Origin of the sequence: Streptomyces sp. NBC_00726, assembly GCF_045161735.1 — a bacterium.
In the GTDB taxonomy this organism is placed as follows: Bacteria; Actinomycetota; Actinomycetes; order Streptomycetales; family Streptomycetaceae; genus Streptomyces.
On sequence record NZ_CP108983.1, the window covers coordinates 4067351 to 4084164 of the forward strand.

The 16814-nt window shown below is 67.7% G+C and carries 27 protein-coding genes; 26 read left to right on the forward strand and 1 reads right to left on the reverse strand.

From position 1 onward, the window contains the following. Nucleotides 1-27: 27 nt before the first annotated feature. The 25 genes from rplV (at nucleotide 28) to truA (ending at nucleotide 14079) form a co-directional block, all read left to right on the forward strand. Nucleotides 28-375 carry a 50S ribosomal protein L22 gene (rplV, locus tag OG338_RS18260; protein WP_004571827.1) on the forward strand — a complete coding sequence of 116 codons (348 nt, stop codon included), beginning with the start codon at nucleotides 28-30 and terminating at the stop codon, nucleotides 373-375. Further along, entirely contained in the window at nucleotides 375-1211 is an 837-nt protein-coding gene (gene rpsC, locus OG338_RS18265; RefSeq protein ID WP_018101223.1) for a 30S ribosomal protein S3, read from the forward strand. Before rplV ends, rpsC begins: the two co-directional genes overlap by 1 nt. Before the next feature lie 5 nt (nucleotides 1212-1216). After that, a complete protein-coding gene (gene rplP, locus OG338_RS18270) occupies nucleotides 1217-1636 on the forward strand; it encodes a 50S ribosomal protein L16 (RefSeq protein WP_018101222.1) in 420 nt (139 codons plus the stop codon). Then, nucleotides 1636-1860, forward strand: a complete 225-nt coding sequence (rpmC, locus tag OG338_RS18275) for a 50S ribosomal protein L29 (RefSeq protein WP_014047786.1) — start codon at nucleotides 1636-1638, stop codon at nucleotides 1858-1860. The genes rplP and rpmC overlap by 1 nt, the downstream gene beginning before the upstream one ends. Next, a complete protein-coding gene (gene rpsQ, locus OG338_RS18280) occupies nucleotides 1860-2147 on the forward strand; it encodes a 30S ribosomal protein S17 (RefSeq protein WP_403989429.1) in 288 nt (95 codons plus the stop codon). The genes rpmC and rpsQ overlap by 1 nt, the downstream gene beginning before the upstream one ends. 103 nt (nucleotides 2148-2250) lie before the next feature. After that, a complete protein-coding gene (rplN, locus tag OG338_RS18285; RefSeq protein WP_003966950.1) occupies nucleotides 2251-2619 on the forward strand; it encodes a 50S ribosomal protein L14 in 369 nt (122 codons plus the stop codon). Between the two features lie 2 nt (nucleotides 2620-2621). Further along, entirely contained in the window at nucleotides 2622-2945 is a 324-nt protein-coding gene (rplX, locus tag OG338_RS18290) for a 50S ribosomal protein L24 (protein ID WP_003966949.1), read from the forward strand. Next, nucleotides 2945-3502, forward strand: coding sequence for a 50S ribosomal protein L5 (gene rplE / locus OG338_RS18295; protein WP_018101220.1), 558 nt, complete (start codon nucleotides 2945-2947; stop codon nucleotides 3500-3502). The genes rplX and rplE overlap by 1 nt, the downstream gene beginning before the upstream one ends. Before the next feature lie 2 nt (nucleotides 3503-3504). After that, nucleotides 3505-3690, forward strand: coding sequence for a type Z 30S ribosomal protein S14 (locus OG338_RS18300; protein ID WP_003948630.1), 186 nt, complete (start codon nucleotides 3505-3507; stop codon nucleotides 3688-3690). A 224-nt stretch (nucleotides 3691-3914) separates the two neighbouring features. After that, complete coding sequence (gene rpsH / locus OG338_RS18305; RefSeq protein ID WP_164399965.1) at nucleotides 3915-4313, forward strand: 30S ribosomal protein S8; 399 nt, start codon at nucleotides 3915-3917, stop codon at nucleotides 4311-4313. A gap of 21 nt (nucleotides 4314-4334) precedes the next feature. After that, nucleotides 4335-4874 (forward strand): 50S ribosomal protein L6, encoded by a 540-nt coding sequence (gene rplF, locus OG338_RS18310; protein ID WP_018101218.1) that lies wholly within the window; start codon nucleotides 4335-4337, stop codon nucleotides 4872-4874. Between the two features lie 2 nt (nucleotides 4875-4876). Then, nucleotides 4877-5260: a 50S ribosomal protein L18 gene (rplR, locus tag OG338_RS18315; protein ID WP_018101217.1), complete on the forward strand. Its 384-nt coding sequence runs from the start codon at nucleotides 4877-4879 to the stop codon at nucleotides 5258-5260. Nucleotides 5261-5306: 46 nt separating this feature from the next. Then, nucleotides 5307-5912: a 30S ribosomal protein S5 gene (gene rpsE / locus OG338_RS18320; RefSeq protein WP_018101216.1), complete on the forward strand. Its 606-nt coding sequence runs from the start codon at nucleotides 5307-5309 to the stop codon at nucleotides 5910-5912. After that, complete coding sequence (gene rpmD, locus OG338_RS18325) at nucleotides 5912-6094, forward strand: 50S ribosomal protein L30 (protein WP_018550611.1); 183 nt, start codon at nucleotides 5912-5914, stop codon at nucleotides 6092-6094. Before rpsE ends, rpmD begins: the two co-directional genes overlap by 1 nt. A gap of 1 nt (nucleotide 6095) precedes the next feature. Then, complete coding sequence (gene rplO / locus OG338_RS18330; RefSeq protein ID WP_018519290.1) at nucleotides 6096-6551, forward strand: 50S ribosomal protein L15; 456 nt, start codon at nucleotides 6096-6098, stop codon at nucleotides 6549-6551. Nucleotides 6552-6774: 223 nt separating this feature from the next. Continuing rightward, a complete protein-coding gene (secY, locus tag OG338_RS18335) occupies nucleotides 6775-8097 on the forward strand; it encodes a preprotein translocase subunit SecY (protein ID WP_405938340.1) in 1323 nt (440 codons plus the stop codon). Continuing rightward, a complete protein-coding gene (locus OG338_RS18340) occupies nucleotides 8097-8756 on the forward strand; it encodes an adenylate kinase (RefSeq protein WP_405938341.1) in 660 nt (219 codons plus the stop codon). Before secY ends, OG338_RS18340 begins: the two co-directional genes overlap by 1 nt. A 128-nt stretch (nucleotides 8757-8884) precedes the next feature. Further along, nucleotides 8885-9721: a type I methionyl aminopeptidase gene (map, locus tag OG338_RS18345; protein WP_405938342.1), complete on the forward strand. Its 837-nt coding sequence runs from the start codon at nucleotides 8885-8887 to the stop codon at nucleotides 9719-9721. Nucleotides 9722-9885: 164 nt separating this feature from the next. Beyond that, the gene (gene infA, locus OG338_RS18350; RefSeq protein ID WP_003956442.1) at nucleotides 9886-10107 is read left to right on the forward strand and encodes a translation initiation factor IF-1; all 222 of its coding nucleotides are present in this window, start codon (nucleotides 9886-9888) and stop codon (nucleotides 10105-10107) included. A 59-nt stretch (nucleotides 10108-10166) separates the two neighbouring features. Next, nucleotides 10167-10280 carry a 50S ribosomal protein L36 gene (gene rpmJ, locus OG338_RS18355; protein WP_003956441.1) on the forward strand — a complete coding sequence of 38 codons (114 nt, stop codon included), beginning with the start codon at nucleotides 10167-10169 and terminating at the stop codon, nucleotides 10278-10280. Between the two features lie 191 nt (nucleotides 10281-10471). Then, the gene (rpsM, locus tag OG338_RS18360) at nucleotides 10472-10852 is read left to right on the forward strand and encodes a 30S ribosomal protein S13 (protein ID WP_018101211.1); all 381 of its coding nucleotides are present in this window, start codon (nucleotides 10472-10474) and stop codon (nucleotides 10850-10852) included. Between the two features lie 106 nt (nucleotides 10853-10958). Then, nucleotides 10959-11363, forward strand: a complete 405-nt coding sequence (gene rpsK / locus OG338_RS18365; RefSeq protein WP_003948617.1) for a 30S ribosomal protein S11 — start codon at nucleotides 10959-10961, stop codon at nucleotides 11361-11363. 138 nt (nucleotides 11364-11501) lie between these two features. After that, nucleotides 11502-12524: a DNA-directed RNA polymerase subunit alpha gene (locus tag OG338_RS18370; RefSeq protein WP_019526960.1), complete on the forward strand. Its 1023-nt coding sequence runs from the start codon at nucleotides 11502-11504 to the stop codon at nucleotides 12522-12524. Nucleotides 12525-12659: 135 nt separating this feature from the next. After that, nucleotides 12660-13136 (forward strand): 50S ribosomal protein L17, encoded by a 477-nt coding sequence (gene rplQ / locus OG338_RS18375; RefSeq protein ID WP_328901794.1) that lies wholly within the window; start codon nucleotides 12660-12662, stop codon nucleotides 13134-13136. An 88-nt stretch (nucleotides 13137-13224) separates the two neighbouring features. After that, nucleotides 13225-14079, forward strand: coding sequence for a tRNA pseudouridine(38-40) synthase TruA (truA, locus tag OG338_RS18380; protein ID WP_405938343.1), 855 nt, complete (start codon nucleotides 13225-13227; stop codon nucleotides 14077-14079). A gap of 173 nt (nucleotides 14080-14252) precedes the next feature. On the opposite strand, the gene OG338_RS18385 is transcribed toward truA, so the two are convergent. Next, on the reverse strand, nucleotides 14253-15071 hold the full coding sequence (locus tag OG338_RS18385; protein ID WP_405938344.1) for a hypothetical protein: 819 nt from the start codon (nucleotides 15069-15071) through the stop codon (nucleotides 14253-14255). A 58-nt stretch (nucleotides 15072-15129) separates the two neighbouring features. On the opposite strand from OG338_RS18385, the gene OG338_RS18390 reads away from it, so the two are divergent. Beyond that, nucleotides 15130-16758 (forward strand): ABC-F family ATP-binding cassette domain-containing protein, encoded by a 1629-nt coding sequence (locus OG338_RS18390; RefSeq protein ID WP_405940459.1) that lies wholly within the window; start codon nucleotides 15130-15132, stop codon nucleotides 16756-16758. The last annotated feature ends 56 nt before the right edge of the window (nucleotides 16759-16814 follow it).

A 16814-nucleotide genomic window follows, 5' to 3' on the forward strand; every position in this document is an offset into this window, starting at 1 on the left:
ACTATGACTTACACCGAAGGGACAACCATGGAAGCCAGGGCCCAGGCGCGGTACATCCGCGTCACGCCCATGAAGGCCCGCCGCGTGGTGGACCTCATCCGTGGCATGGATGCCACGGAGGCTCAGGCGGTCCTGCGTTTCGCCCCGCAGGCCGCGAGCGTGCCGGTCGGCAAGGTGCTGGACAGCGCCATTGCCAACGCCGCACACAACTACGACCACACCGACGCCTCTTCGCTGGTCATCAGCGAGGCGTACGTGGACGAGGGCCCGACCCTGAAGCGGTTCCGTCCGCGTGCCCAGGGCCGTGCCTACCGGATCCGTAAGCGGACCAGCCACATCACCGTGGTCGTCAGCAGCAAGGAAGGAACCCGGTAATGGGCCAGAAGGTAAACCCGCACGGGTTCCGGCTCGGTATCACCACGGACTTCAAGTCCCGCTGGTACGCCGACAAGCTGTACAAGGACTACGTCAAGGAAGACGTCGCCATTCGTCGCATGATGACGAAGGGCATGGAGCGCGCCGGCATCTCGAAGGTTGAGATCGAGCGCACCCGCGACCGCGTCCGCGTCGACATCCACACCGCTCGCCCGGGCATCGTCATCGGCCGCCGCGGCGCCGAGGCCGACCGCATCCGCGGCGAGCTGGAGAAGCTGACCGGCAAGCAGGTCCAGCTGAACATCCTTGAGGTCAAGAACCCCGAGGTGGACGCTCAGCTGGTGGCCCAGGCCGTCGCCGAGCAGCTCTCCTCCCGCGTCTCCTTCCGTCGTGCCATGCGCAAGAGCATGCAGAGCACGATGAAGGCCGGCGCCAAGGGCATCAAGGTCCAGTGCGGCGGCCGCCTCGGCGGCGCCGAGATGTCCCGCTCGGAGTTCTACCGCGAGGGCCGTGTGCCCCTGCACACGCTCCGCGCGAACGTCGACTACGGCTTCTTCGAGGCCAAGACGACCTTCGGCCGCATCGGCGTGAAGGTCTGGATCTACAAGGGCGACGTCAAGAACATCGCCGAGGTCCGCGCCGAGAACGCTGCTGCCCGTGCGGGCAACCGCCCGGCCCGTGGCGGCGCTGACCGCCCGGCCGGCCGCGGTGGCCGCGGTGGCGAGCGTGGCGGCCGCGGCCGCAAGCCGCAGCAGTCGGCTCCGGCCGCCGAGGCCCCCAAGGCCGAGGCGACCGCCGCTGCTCCGGCTGCTGAGAGCACCGGAACGGAGGCCTGACCGAAATGCTGATCCCCCGTAGGGTCAAGCACCGCAAGCAGCACCACCCGAAGCGCAGCGGCATGTCCAAGGGTGGCACGCAGGTTGCGTTCGGCGAGTACGGCATCCAGGCGCTGACCCCGGCGTACGTGACGAACCGTCAGATCGAGTCCGCTCGTATCGCCATGACGCGTCACATCAAGCGTGGCGGCAAGGTCTGGATCAACATCTACCCGGACCGTCCCCTCACCAAGAAGCCCGCCGAGACCCGCATGGGTTCCGGTAAGGGTTCTCCGGAGTGGTGGATCGCCAACGTCAAGCCCGGACGCGTCATGTTCGAGCTGTCGTACCCCAACGAGAAGATCGCCCGTGAGGCGCTGACTCGTGCGGCCCACAAGCTGCCGATGAAGTGCCGGATCGTCAAGCGCGAGGCAGGTGAAGCGTGATGTCGGCCGGTACCAAGGCGTCCGAGCTGCGCGAGCTGGGCAACGAGGAGCTCCTCAACAAGCTCCGCGAGGCCAAGGAAGAGCTGTTCAACCTCCGCTTCCAGGCGGCGACGGGCCAGCTCGAGAACCACGGTCGGCTCAAGTCCGTCCGTAAGGACATCGCCCGGATCTACACCCTGATGCGCGAGCGCGAGCTCGGTATCGAGACGGTGGAGAGCGTCTGATGAGCGAGAAGACTGTGACTGAGAGCAAGACCGCCGACCGCGGCTTCCGCAAGACCCGCGAGGGCCTCGTCGTCAGCGACAAGATGGACAAGACCGTCGTCGTCGCCGTCGAGGACCGCGTGAAGCACGCGCTGTACGGCAAGGTCATCCGCCGTACGAACAAGCTCAAGGCCCACGACGAGCAGAACGCCGCCGGTGTCGGCGACCGCGTCCTCCTGATGGAGACCCGGCCGCTGTCCGCCACCAAGCGGTGGCGCATCGTCGAGATCCTCGAGAAGGCCAAGTAATTCCTGAGGGGACTTCCCCTCAGGTCAGTTCCGCCAGGCTCGGCAGGGGCTCCCGTGGAAACGGGGCCCCTGCCGGGAACCGGCAGACGATCAGGAGATAGACGTGATCCAGCAGGAGTCGCGACTGCGCGTCGCCGACAACACGGGTGCGAAGGAAATTCTCACCATCCGTGTTCTCGGTGGCTCGGGTCGCCGCTACGCGGGCATCGGTGACGTCATCGTCGCCACCGTCAAGGACGCGATCCCCGGTGGCAACGTGAAGAAGGGTGACGTCGTCAAGGCGGTCATCGTTCGCACCGTCAAGGAGCGTCGTCGCCAGGATGGCTCGTACATCCGCTTCGACGAGAACGCCGCCGTCATTCTGAAGAACGACGGCGACCCCCGCGGCACCCGTATCTTCGGCCCGGTGGGCCGTGAGCTGCGCGAGAAGAAGTTCATGAAGATCATCTCGCTCGCGCCGGAGGTGCTGTAAGCATGAAGATCAAGAAGGGCGACCTGGTACAGGTCATCACCGGCAAGGACAAGGGCAAGCAGGGGAAGGTCATCGTGGCCTACCCCGCTCAGGACCGCGTCCTCGTCGAGGGTGTCAACCGGGTCAAGAAGCACACCAAGGCCGGCCAGACCGCTCGCGGTTCGCAGACCGGTGGCATTGTGACGACCGAGGCCCCGATCCACGTCAGCAACGTGCAGCTGGTTGTTGAGAAGGACGGCAACAAGGTCGTTACTCGCGTCGGCTACCGCTTTGACGACGAGGGCAACAAGATCCGTGTTGCCAAGCGCACCGGTGAGGACATCTGATGACTACCACCACCGCGCCGCGTCTCAAGACGCGCTACCGCGAGGAAATCGCCGGCAAGCTGCGTGAGGAGTTCTCCTACGAGAACGTCATGCAGATTCCCGGTCTGGTCAAGATCGTGGTCAACATGGGTGTGGGCGACGCCGCCCGCGACTCCAAGCTGATCGACGGTGCCGTCAAGGACCTCACCACGATCACCGGTCAGAAGCCGGCCGTCACCAAGGCCCGCAAGTCGATCGCGCAGTTCAAGCTGCGCGAGGGGCAGCCGATCGGCTGCCACGTCACCCTCCGCGGTGACCGCATGTGGGAGTTCCTGGACCGTACGCTGTCGCTCGCGCTGCCGCGTATCCGTGACTTCCGCGGCCTGTCGCCCAAGCAGTTCGACGGCCGTGGCAACTACACCTTCGGTCTCACGGAGCAGGTCATGTTCCACGAGATCGACCAGGACAAGATCGACCGGGTCCGGGGCATGGACATCACCGTGGTCACCACGGCGACCAATGACGACGAGGGTCGTGCCCTCCTTCGTCACCTCGGCTTCCCGTTCAAGGAGAACTGACCGTGGCGAAGAAGGCTCTGATCGCTAAGGCCGCCCGTAAGCCGAAGTTCGGCGTCCGGGGTTACACCCGGTGCCAGCGCTGCGGCCGGCCCCACTCCGTCTACCGCAAGTTCGGCCTGTGCCGCGTGTGCCTTCGTGAGATGGCTCACCGTGGCGAGCTGCCGGGCGTGACCAAGAGCTCCTGGTAATTCTCCTTCGCCCTTTGGGCGTTGGGAATCACCGGAGACTCTCGGTAAGCATCTGGTCGGCAGGAGTCCGGCCCCGCATGCCGTAGGCTTGCAGGGTTGGGCGCCTGCCGCCCATGACCGACTTACTACGCCGTAGGTCCCCGCACCGCACCCGTCCCGCCTCTGAGCGGGGAGAGGGATGGCGCATACAGGAAACCCCGGCGAGAGAGGCCGAAGGCCAACTCATGACCATGACTGATCCCATCGCAGACATGCTCACGCGTCTGCGCAACGCGAACTCGGCGTACCACGACGACGTCGTGATGCCGCACAGCAAGATCAAGTCGCACATCGCGGAGATCCTCCAGCAGGAGGGCTTCATCACCGGCTGGAAGGTCGAGGACGCCGAGGTCGGCAAGAACCTCGTCCTCAACCTGAAGTTCGGCCCGAACCGCGAGCGCTCGATCGCCGGCATCAAGCGCATCTCGAAGCCGGGTCTGCGTGTCTACGCAAAGTCCACCAACCTGCCGAAGGTCCTCGGCGGCCTGGGCGTGGCGATCATCTCCACGTCCCACGGTCTCCTGACCGGCCAGCAGGCTCAGAAGAAGGGCGTAGGTGGGGAAGTCCTCGCCTACGTCTGGTAGTCGGGAACGGAGGAATAGCTCATGTCGCGAATCGGCAAGCTCCCCATCCAGGTTCCCGCCGGTGTGGACGTCACCATCGATGGCCGCACGGTCAACGTGAAGGGCCCCAAGGGCACCCTCACGCACACCGTCGCGTCGCCCATCGAGGTCACCAAGGGTGAGGACGGCGTCCTGAACGTCGTCCGCCCGAACGACGAGCGTCAGAACAAGGCCCTGCACGGCCTGTCCCGCACGCTGGTGGCGAACATGATCACCGGTGTGACCCAGGGGTACATCAAGGCGCTCGAGATCAGCGGTGTCGGTTACCGCGTCCAGGCGAAGGGCTCCAACCTGGAGTTCGCCCTGGGCTACAGCCACCCGATCCTGATCGAGGCCCCGGAGGGCATCACCTTCAAGGTGGAGACCCCCACGAAGTTCACCGTCGAGGGCATCGACAAGCAGAAGGTCGGCGAGACCGCGGCCAAGATCCGCAAGCTGCGGAAGCCTGACCCGTACAAGGCCAAGGGCGTCAAGTACGCCGGCGAGGTCATCCGCCGCAAGGTCGGAAAGGCTGGTAAGTAGCCATGGCATACGGCGTGAAGATCGCCAAGGGCGACGCGTACAAGCGCGCGGCTCGCAAGCGGCGCCACATCCGCGTCCGCAAGCACATCTCCGGTTCGCCGGAGCGTCCGCGCCTGGTCGTGACCCGCTCCAACCGCCACATGGTCGCCCAGATCATCGACGACATCGCGGGCCACACGCTCGCGTCGGCGTCGACCCTGGACGTCTCCATCCGTGGTGGCGAGGGCGACAAGAGCAGCCAGGCCAAGCAGGTCGGCGCCCTGGTCGCCGAGCGTGCCAAGGCCGCAGGCGTCGAGGCCGTCGTGTTTGACCGCGGTGGTAACCAGTACGCCGGGCGGATTGCCGCTCTGGCTGACGCCGCCCGTGAAGCCGGGCTGAAGTTCTAGCCCCGGTTCCTACGCACAGCGGACGTAACAGAGAGAGGTAAATCCAATGGCTGGACCCCAGCGCCGCGGAAGCGGTGCCGGTGGCGGCGAGCGGCGGGACCGGAAGGGCCGTGACGGCGGCGCTGCCGCCGCCGAGAAGACCGCGTACGTCGAGCGCGTCGTCGCGATCAACCGAGTCGCCAAGGTTGTGAAGGGTGGTCGTCGCTTCAGCTTCACCGCGCTGGTCGTGGTGGGCGATGGTGACGGCACCGTCGGTGTCGGTTACGGCAAGGCCAAGGAAGTTCCCGCGGCCATCGCCAAGGGCGTGGAAGAGGCCAAGAAGAACTTCTTCAAGGTCCCGCGCATCCAGGGCACCATCCCTCACCCGATCCAGGGTGAGAAGGCCGCGGGCGTCGTCCTGCTCAAGCCGGCTTCCCCCGGTACCGGTGTGATCGCCGGTGGCCCGGTGCGTGCCGTCCTGGAGTGCGCCGGCGTCCACGACATCCTGTCGAAGTCGCTCGGGTCCTCGAACCCGATCAACATCGTGCACGCGACCGTGGCGGCCCTCCAGGGCCTGCAGCGTCCCGAGGAGATCGCGGCCCGCCGCGGTCTGCCCCTTGAGGACGTCGCCCCCGCGGCCCTGCTTCGTGCGCGTGCGGGAGCGGGTGCGTAATGGCCCGTCTCAAGATCACGCAGACGAAGTCGTACATCGGCAGCAAGCAGAACCACCGCGACACCCTGCGTTCGCTCGGGCTCAAGCGCCTGCACGACGTGGTTGTCAAGGAGGACCGCCCCGAGTTCCGCGGCATGGTGCACACCGTCCGCCACCTCGTGACGGTTGAGGAGGTCGACTGACATGGCGGAGAACAAGCCGCTGAAGGCCCATGACCTCCGGCCTGCCCCGGGCGCCAAGACCGCCAAGACCCGTGTGGGTCGTGGTGAGGCGTCCAAGGGTAAGACCGCCGGTCGTGGCACCAAGGGCACCAAGGCCCGCTACCAGGTTCCGGAGCGCTTCGAGGGTGGCCAGATGCCCCTCCACATGCGTCTCCCGAAGCTCAAGGGCTTCAAGAACCCGTTCCGCACGGAGTACCAGGTCGTGAACCTGGACAAGCTCGCGACGCTCTACCCCGAGGGTGGAGAGGTCACGGTGGCCGACCTGGTCGCCAAGGGTGCCGTGCGCAACAACCACCTCGTCAAGGTCCTCGGACAGGGCGAGATCTCCGTGGCGCTCCAGGTTTCGGTTGACGCCGTCTCCGGTTCCGCCAAGGAGAAGATCACCGCCGCCGGCGGTACCGTCACCGAGCTCGTCTGAGACAACTCGGACACTCAGGTGACCTGAACATCCGACCGGGGATGCCCTCTCAAATAGGGCATCCCCGGTTGGTCGTTCCTAGGGGGGCATGTACGCCGGTAAGGTGGCGTCCGTTGCTGTGGTATCCCCTGGGCGCACGCGTCCGGGCTCCTTGGCTTTTACGTATCCGTCGATCCTCAAGACCGTCACCTCTACGCTCTGCGCGGGGGTCGCAGGAGGCACCGTGCTCACCGGCTTCGCCCGGGCGTTCAAGACGCCCGACCTGCGCAAGAAGCTGCTCTTCACTCTCGGCATCATCGTGCTCTACCGGCTCGGGGCCCACATCCCGGTTCCCGGTGTGAGCTACGAGAACGTCCAGACCTGTGTTGATCAGGCCAGCAAGGGCAACAACAGCCTCTTCGGCCTGGTGAACATGTTCAGCGGTGGTGCGCTGCTGCAGATCACGATCTTCGCGCTCGGCATCATGCCGTACATCACGGCCAGCATCATTCTCCAGCTGCTGACCGTGGTCATCCCCCGACTGGAGGCGCTCAAGAAGGAGGGGTCGTCCGGCCAGGCGAAGATCACGCAGTACACGCGTTATCTGACGGTCGCGCTCGCCATCCTCCAGGGCACCGGCCTGGTGGCCACCGCCCGCAGCGGCGCGCTGTTCAGCGGCTGCCCGGTCGCCGACCAGATCGTCCCGAACGACTCCCTGTTCACGACGATCACGATGGTCGTCACGATGACCGCCGGCACCGCCGCCGTCATGTGGCTCGGTGAACTCATCACCGACCGCGGCATCGGCAACGGCATGTCGATCCTGATGTTCATCTCGATCGCCGCCACCTTCCCGTCCGCCCTGTGGGCCATCAAGACCAGCGGCAAGCTCGCGGACGGCTGGATCGAGTTCGCCGCCGTGATCCTCATCGGCTTCGTCATGGTGGCGCTCGTCGTCTTCGTGGAGCAGGCCCAGCGCCGGGTCCCCGTGCAGTACGCGAAGCGCATGATCGGACGCCGTTCGTACGGCGGCACCTCGACCTACATCCCGCTGAAGGTCAACCAGGCGGGTGTGATTCCCGTCATCTTCGCTTCTTCGCTGCTCTACATCCCGGCCCTGATCGTCCAGTTCTCCAACTCCAAGGCGGGCTGGGCCATCTGGATCCAGGACAACCTGACCAAGGGCGACCATCCCTACTACATGACGGTCTACTTCCTGCTGATCGTGTTCTTCGCGTTCTTCTACGTGGCGATCTCGTTCAACCCCGAGGAAGTCGCCGACAACATGAAGAAGTATGGTGGCTTCATCCCGGGTATCCGGGCTGGTCGACCGACTGCCGAGTACCTGAGCTATGTGCTCAACAGGATCACTTGGCCGGGCTCGCTGTACCTGGGTCTGATCGCTCTGGTGCCGACGATGGCGTTGGCAAGCTTCGGTGGTGGCGCCAACCAGAACTTCCCGTTCGGCGGGACGAGCATCCTCATCATCGTGGGTGTGGGTCTGGAGACCGTGAAGCAGATCGAGAGTCAGCTCCAGCAGCGCAATTACGAAGGGTTCCTCCGCTGATGCGAATCGTCCTCGTCGGCCCGCCGGGTGCCGGCAAGGGAACGCAGGCCGCGTACCTTGCCAAGAACCTGTCGATTCCGCACATCTCCACGGGCGACCTCTTCCGCGCCAACATCAGCCAGGGCACCGACCTTGGCAAGCAGGCCCGCGCCTACATGGACGCGGGGCAGCTGGTGCCGGACGAGGTGACGATCGGGATGGCCAAGGACCGCATGTCCCAGCCGGACGCGGTCAACGGCTTCCTGCTCGACGGCTTCCCGCGCAACGTGGGCCAGGCCGAGGCTCTGGACGTGATGCTCAAGGACGAGGGCGTGAAGCTGGACGCCGTGCTCGACCTGGAGGTCCCCGAGGACGAGGTCGTGAAGCGGATCGCGGGTCGCCGCATCTGCCGCAACGACAGCGCGCACGTCTTCCACGCCACGTACAACCCGCCGAAGACCGAGGGTGTCTGCGACACCTGCGGCGGCGAGCTGTACCAGCGCGACGACGACAGCGAGGAGACGGTGCGTACCCGGCTGGAGGTCTACCACACGCAGACCGAGCCGATCATCGACTACTACCGGTCGCAGGACCTGGTGGTCACCATCTCCGCGCTCGGCAAGGTCACCGATGTGACCGACCGGGCCATGGAGGCGCTGAAGAAGTCCGCGGAGGACTGAGCGCTCCCGTAGCAGCCCCGCAGTACAAGCCGGCCGCGGCGTCCTCGGACGCCGCGGCCGACTGCTTGCCCCCGCGTATCGTGGAAGACCCGCCCCCCGTCACCGTCCCACCGGAAAGGCGCCGCAGCATGGTGCAGATCAAGACCCCCGAGCAGATCGCGAAGATGCGCGAGGCGGGGCTGGTGGTCGCTGCCATCCACGCGGCCACCCGTGAGGCGGCGGTGCCCGGCGCCACCACCCGGGACCTGGACCAGGTCGCCCGCAAGGTGATCGCCGACCACGGCGCGAAGTCGAACTTCCTCGGGTACGGCGGATTCCCCGCGACCATCTGCACCTCGGTCAACGAGGTCGTCGTCCACGGCATCCCGGACGACAAGACGGTCCTCAAGGACGGCGACATCATCTCCATCGACGCCGGCGCGATCGTGGACGGCTGGCACGGCGACGCCGCGTACACCGCCTTCGTCGGTACGGGGCACGCGCCGGAGCTGATCGAGCTCTCCCGGGTGACCGAGGAGTCGATGTGGGCCGGCATCGCCGCGATGAAGGTCAACAACCGCCTGGTCGACATCTCGAAGGCGATCGAGTCCTACATCCGCCGCCAGCCCCGCCCCGCCACCGGCAAGTACGGGATCATCGAGGACTACGGCGGGCACGGCATCGGCACCGAGATGCACATGGACCCGCACCTGCTGAACTACGTCTCCCGGAAGCGCGGCAAGGGCGTCAAGCTGGTCCCGGGCCTCTGCCTGGCCATCGAGCCCATGGTCTCGCTGGGCACCCCGCACACCGAGGTGCTGGCGGACGAGTGGACCGTCATCACCACGGACGGCACCTGGTCCTCGCACTGGGAGCACTCCATCGCCCTCACGGAGCAGGGCCCGCTGGTCCTCACCGCCCCGGACTGCGGCCGCGAGAAGCTGGCGCAGTACGGTGTGGAGGCCGCCCCCGACCCCATTGGCTGATTGGGGTCCGCGGAGAGGTCTAAGGATCTCCCCGGGTGGGCAAACTTGACGGATTCGCCTTTGGGAGTCCGCTGACGTAGACTGACTCGTCGGCTCTCGTGCATCCGTGTGTCCGCATGCGGGGAACGAAAGTCGATCAAGGTAGCCGATTCGAAGGGCGAAGCGTGGCCAAGAAGCAAGGTGCCATCGAAATTGAGGGCACCGTGATCGAGTCCCTCCCGAACGCCATGTTCAAGGTGGAGCTCCAGAACGGTCACAAGGTCCTCGCGCACATCAGCGGCAAGATGCGTATGCACTACATCCGCATCCTCCCGGATGACCGGGTCGTCGTGGAGCTTTCTCCGTACGACCTGACGCGTGGCCGGATCGTCTACCGCTACAAGTAGATCTTGCCGCCGTCCGCTTCGTGCGGACGTGGGCACTGACCCGGAGAACCTGACATCCCATGAAGGTCAAGCCGAGCGTCAAGAAGATCTGCGACAAGTGCAAGGTGATCCGCCGTCACGGCCGGGTCATGGTCATCTGCGACAACCTGCGCCACAAGCAGCGCCAGGGCTGACGCACGACCCCCTGCATCTCGCAGTTCGCGCGACGCACGTAACACGTACATACGCAGAGCCCGTCCAAGCCACGGCTGACGGCACCTCCGGCGGGGGCCGGGGACCCGGACGTACCACCTCTCCCAGCGAGGGGTCGGCGGCCGGGAGTGGCTCTGCGGAAGACCCCCGACTTAACAACTGGAGCCATTGAATGGCACGCGTTTCAGGTGTTGACATCCCGCGCGAAAAGCGCGTGGAGGTTGCCCTCACCTACGTCTTCGGTATCGGGCGCACCCGGTCCAAGGAGATCCTCGCCGCCTCCGGCGTGAACCCGAACACCCGCGTTCGCGACCTGGCCGAAGAGGACCTGGTCAAGATCCGCGAGTACGTGGACGCCAACCTCCGCACCGAGGGTGACCTCCGCCGCGAGATCCAGGCCGACATCCGCCGCAAGGTCGAGATCGGCTGCTACCAGGGTCTCCGTCACCGCCGCGGTCTGCCGGTCCACGGCCAGCGCACCAGCACCAACGCCCGTACCCGCAAGGGTCCGCGTCGCGCGATCGCCGGCAAGAAGAAGCCCGGCAAGAAGTAGTCCTCAGCGGACGCACTGCGGGTGACCGGCATATCCGGCCTCCGCAGCAACCAGCGGTCTTCGCTGTAGGACCGATCACCTCCCCCTCTCCATCTGGAGTCAAGACATGCCCCCCAAGGGTCGTCAGGGCGCAGCCAAGAAGGTGCGTCGCAAGGAAAAGAAGAACGTCGCTCACGGCCACGCGCACATCAAGAGCACGTTCAACAACACGATCGTCTCGATCACGGACCCCACGGGCAACGTGATCTCCTGGGCCTCCGCCGGCCACGTCGGCTTCAAGGGCTCGCGCAAGTCCACCCCCTTCGCCGCGCAGATGGCCGCCGAGTCGGCCGCCCGCCGCGCGCAGGAGCACGGCATGCGCAAGGTCGACGTCTTCGTGAAGGGTCCGGGCTCCGGCCGCGAGACCGCGATCCGCTCCCTCCAGGCCACCGGCCTTGAGGTCGGCTCGATCCAGGACGTCACCCCGACGCCGCACAACGGCTGCCGTCCGCCGAAGCGTCGCCGCGTCTGAGTCGTCACGGCCGGTGACGGCCGTGCGCCAGTAGCGCCGGGTCCGGGCGGTACACCTCTTTTGAGGCGTACCGCCCGTACCCTTGTTACATCTGTCGGGCATCAAATAGTGGGTGCCCCCGACTGAAGGATTCACATCATGCTGATCGCTCAGCGTCCGTCGCTGACCGAAGAGGTCGTGGACGAGTTCCGTTCGCGGTTCGTCATCGAGCCGCTGGAGCCCGGCTTCGGCTACACGCTCGGCAACTCCCTGCGCCGCACGCTCCTCTCCTCGATCCCGGGTGCCGCTGTCACCAGCATCCGCATCGACGGTGTCCTGCACGAGTTCACCACCGTGCCGGGCGTCAAGGAGGACGTGACCGACCTCATCCTCAACATCAAGCAGCTGGTCGTCTCCTCGGAGCACGACGAGCCCGTCGTGATGTACCTGCGCAAGCAGGGCCCCGGCCTGGTCACCGCCGCGGACATCGCTCCGCCGGCCGGCGTCGAGGTGCACAACCCGGACCTCGTCCTCGCCACGCTGAACGGCAAGGGCAAGCTGGAGATGGAGCTGACCGTCGAGCGCGGTCGCGGCTACGTCTCCGCCGTCCAGAACAAGCAGGTGGGCCAGGAGATCGGCCGTATCCCGGTCGACTCCATCTACTCGCCGGTGCTCAAGGTCACGTACAAGGTCGAGGCGACCCGTGTCGAGCAGCGCACCGACTTCGACAAGCTGATCGTCGACGTCGAGACCAAGCAGGCCATGCGTCCGCGTGACGCGATGGCTTCGGCCGGTAAGACCCTGGTCGAGCTGTTCGGTCTGGCGCGCGAGCTCAACATCGACGCCGAGGGCATCGACATGGGCCCGTCGCCGACGGACGCCGCGCTCGCGGCGGACCTGGCGCTGCCGATCGAGGAGCTGGAGCTCACGGTCCGCTCGTACAACTGCCTGAAGCGCGAGGGCATCCACTCGGTGGGCGAGCTGGTGGCCCGCTCCGAGGCGGACCTGCTCGACATCCGCAACTTCGGTGCGAAGTCGATCGACGAGGTCAAGGCGAAGCTGGCCGGTATGGGCCTGGCGCTGAAGGACTCGCCTCCCGGCTTCGACCCGACCGCCGCCGCGGACGCCTTCGGCGCCGAGGACGACGCGGACGCCGGTTTCGTGGAGACCGAGCAGTACTGAGCCTGTCGTCCGGCGGTTGAGGACTCGTCCTCAACCGCCGGACGGGCTCGATTTCACACTTCCGCCCGGCGGCCGCCGGGCGGGAACTGACATCGGTACCTGATACGGCCGGTGCAGCACACAAGGAGAAAACCCATGCCGAAGCCCGCCAAGGGTGCCCGTCTGGGCGGCAGCGCCGCGCACGAGAAGCTTCTTCTCAACAACCTCGCGAAGTCGCTGTTCGAGCACGGCCGCATCACCACGACCGAGGCCAAGGCCCGCCGCCTGCGTCCGGTCGCGGAGCGTTTCATCACCAAGGCGAAGAAGGGCGACATCCACAACCGTCGCCTCGTGCTTCAGTCGATCACGGACAAGGGCATCGTCCACACGCTCTTCACCGAGATCGCGCCGCGGTACGAGAACCGCCCCGGTGGTTACACCCGCATCACCAAGATCGGCAACCGTCGTGGCGACAACGCCCCGATGGCCGTCATCGAGCTGGTCGAGGCGCTGACCGTGGCGCAGCAGGCCACCGGTGAGGCCGAGGCCGCCACCAAGCGTGCGGTCAAGGAAGACGCGGCCAAGAAGGACGAGACCCCGGTCGAGTCCGTCGAGGACGCGCAGGACGCCTGAGCGTTCCGGAACCACTGAACGGGTCCGCATCACCCTCCGGGGCGGTGCGGGCCCGTTCGGCTGTGCGGGATCTTGAAAGGATGCGCTGGTGAGTGACGAGGTGGAGCCCGGTTCCGTACGGGTACGGCTGGACCTGGCCTATGACGGCAAGGACTTCTCGGGCTGGGCGAAACAGACCGCGCGGCGGACGGTCCAGGGCGAGATCGAGGATGCGCTGCGGACCGTGACCCGCTCCTCGCGCACGTACGACCTGACGGTGGCAGGCCGCACCGACGCCGGGGTGCACGCCCGGGGCCAGGTCGCCCATGCCGACCTGCCGGAAGAGGTGTGGGCCGAGCACGCCGAGAAGCTGTTGCGGCGGCTCGCCGGGCGGATGGCCCCCGATGTGCGGGTCTGGCGGATCGCGGAGGCGGCGCCGGGGTTCAACGCCCGGTTCTCCGCGCTGTGGCGCCGGTACGCGTATCGCGTCGCCGACCGCCCCGGCGGCGTCGACCCCCTCGTCCGGGGCCATGTGCTGTGGCACGACCGGCCGCTGGACGTGGCCGCGATGAACGCGGCCGCGGCGCGGATGACCGGGGAGCACGACTTCGCGGCGTACTGCAAGAAGCGCGAGGGCGCGACGACGATCCGGACGCTCCAGAGGCTGCACTGGGTGCGGGACGCGGGGACCGGGATCATCACCGGGACCGTGCAGGCGGACGCCTTCTGCCACAACATGGTGCGCGCCCTGGTCGGGGCGATGCTCTTCGTCGGCGACGGGCGGCGCCCCGACCCGTGGCCGGCCGAGGTCCTGGCCGCCGGGGTGCGCGACCCCGGGGTGCACGTGGTGCGCCCGCACGGGCTGACGCTGGAGGAGGTCGCGTACCCGGCGGACGAGCTGCTGGCGGCGCGCGCGGTGGAGGCGCGCAATGTGCGGACGCTTCCCGGGGCGGGCTGCTGCTAGGTCCTGTCGTCAAATTCCCGTCGTCTGCCCGGAGGGCGGGCCGGGCGGCGTCAGGTGCGTGCTCTCGGTGTGCCGGCCCCAGACCCCTGTACTGGATGTACTGGGGTCTGGGGCCGGTGCGGCGAGAGTGCGTGCATGGCGTCGCCCGGCAGACGGGAATTTGACGACAGGACCTAGGTCGTCGTGATGTCGGCGGCGGCCGATGCCTGGATCTCGCCGCGGTGGCGGATGCGGCGGAACGTGTGGTCCGTCAGGTCGTCGCCGGTCGTGTACACGTCCTTGTCGGCCTTGGTGGCGTTGCGGCCGTCCGTGAAGCCGCCGACCGTGAAATACGCGTACCGGCCGTACGAGCTCGCCGTGCGGCGGCAGGTCACGCCGTCGCGGCAGAAGGCCGGGACGCCGGGCCCGGTCAGCGGGGTCAGGCCGCCGGTCGCCAGCCGGGCGGTCCGCTTCGCCCGGGCCTCCGTGTCGAAGACCGCGATGCCGACGGTGACCGCCACACCGTCCCGGCTGTACGTGGCCCGGATGACCTGGTCGCAGCCGTTGGCGGTGAGGACCGCGCCCAGCCCGCCCTGGGCGGCCGCCGCGCACTGCTCGGTGCGGTGGGTCGCGGCCCTGGCGTACGTACGGCCTCCGGCGGTCAGCCGGTCATCGGGGAAGAAGGCGTCGATGTCGACCGGCAGCCGGTCCGTCCGCACGTCGGCTATGTAGTCCCGGGGGTCCGGCGGGGGCGGGGGCGCCACGGAGGAGAAGGACGGCTCGGGCAGCTCGGCCGGGTGCGTGCCGGCGGAGGTGTCCCGGGCGTCGCCGTTCGCGGAGACCACCGCGGTCGCCACGACCGCGGCGACGGCCGCCGTGGCGAGGGCGCCGCCGCCGGTCAGCAGCCACTTCTTGCGCCGGGCCCGGGCCGCGGAGGCATCGGCCAACGCCTCCCAGTCGGGAGTGCCGCCGCCCCCGGACCCCTCGGAAGGCCCCCCGTCCCCAAAGCTCATGCCGCGCATCCTAGACGCCGCGTAATCCGGTTGGGCCAACCCGGCGGCGCCCGTGACAATGCTCTGTATGGGACATCTCGAAGCGGGCCACCTTGAGTACTACCTTCCGGATGGGCGGGTGCTGCTCGGCGATGCCTCGTTCCGGGTGGCGGATGGTGCCGTCGTCGCTCTCGTCGGGGCGAACGGCGCCGGGAAGACCACGCTGCTGCGGCTGCTCGCCGGGGAGCTCCAGCCGCACGGCGGCTCGGTGTCGGTGAGCGGCGGGCTCGGGGTGATGCGCCAGTTCGTCGGCTCGGTCCGCGACGAGCGCACCGTACGCGACCTGCTGGTCTCCGTCGCGCAGCCGCGTATCCGGGAGGCCGCGCTGGCCGTCGACCGGGCCGAGGAGCGCATCCTCACCGTGGACGACGAGGCCGCGCAGATGGCGTACGCGCAGGCGCTGAGCGACTGGGCGGAGGCGCGCGGCTACGAGGCCGAGACGGTCTGGGACATGTGCACGATGGCCGCGCTCGGCGTCCCGTACGAGAAGGCGCAGTGGCGCGAGGTGCGGACGCTGTCCGGCGGTGAGCAGAAGCGGCTGGTCCTGGAGGCCCTGCTGAGGGGCCCCGACGAGGTGCTGCTCCTGGACGAGCCGGACAACTATCTCGACGTGCCCGGCAAGCGGTGGCTGGAAGAACGGCTGAGGGAGACCCGTAAGACGGTGCTCTTCGTCTCCCACGACCGGGAGCTGCTGTCCCGCGCCGCGCAGAAGATCGTCAGCGTGGAGCCGGGCCCGGCCGGCAGCGACGTCTGGGTGCACGGCGGCGGCTTCGACACCTACCACCAGGCCCGCAAGGAGCGGTTCGCCCGCTTCGAGGAGCTGCTGCGGCGCTGGGAGGAGGAGCACAAGCGGCTGAAGGCGCTCGTGCACCGGCTGCGCCAGCAGGCGGCGATCAGCCCGGACATGGCGAGCCGCTACCACGCGATGCAGACCCGGTTCCGGAAGTTCGAGGAGGCGGGCCCGCCGCCGGAGCCGCCGCGCGAGCAGGACATCCGGATGCGGCTGCGCGGCGGCCGGACCGGGGTGCGGGCGGTGACCTGCGAGGGCCTGGAGCTGACCGGCCTGATGAAACCGTTCGACCTGGAGGTCTTCTACGGGGAACGGGTCGCGGTCCTCGGCTCCAACGGCTCCGGCAAGTCCCATTTCCTGCGGCTGCTCGCGGGCGAGCCCGTCGCGCACACGGGGGAGTGGAAGCTCGGTGCGCGGGTGGTCCCCGGGCACTTCGCGCAGACCCACGCGCACCCGGAGCTGCTGGGCCGCACGCTGGTCGACATCCTGTGGACCGAGCACGCCAAGGACCGGGGCGGGGCGATGTCCGTACTGCGCCGCTACGAGCTGGAGCGGCAGGGGGACCAGCCGTTCGAGAAGCTGTCCGGCGGGCAGCAGGCCCGGTTCCAGATCCTGCTCCTGGAGCTGTCCGGCACGACCGCGCTGCTGCTGGACGAGCCGACGGACAACCTGGACCTGGAGTCGGCGGAGGCGTTGCAGGACGGTCTGGAGGCGTACGAGGGCACGGTGCTCGCGGTGACGCACGACCGGTGGTTCGCCAAGAGCTTCGACCGCTACCTGGTCTTCGGCTCGGACGGGGTCGTCCGCGAGACCTCGGAGCCGGTGTGGGACGAGCGGCGGGTGGCGCGGGCGCGGTAGCGGCGGGCGCGTTTTGACCGGTCCGGGGCCGGGCGGGTAGTCTCGACGTTTGTTAT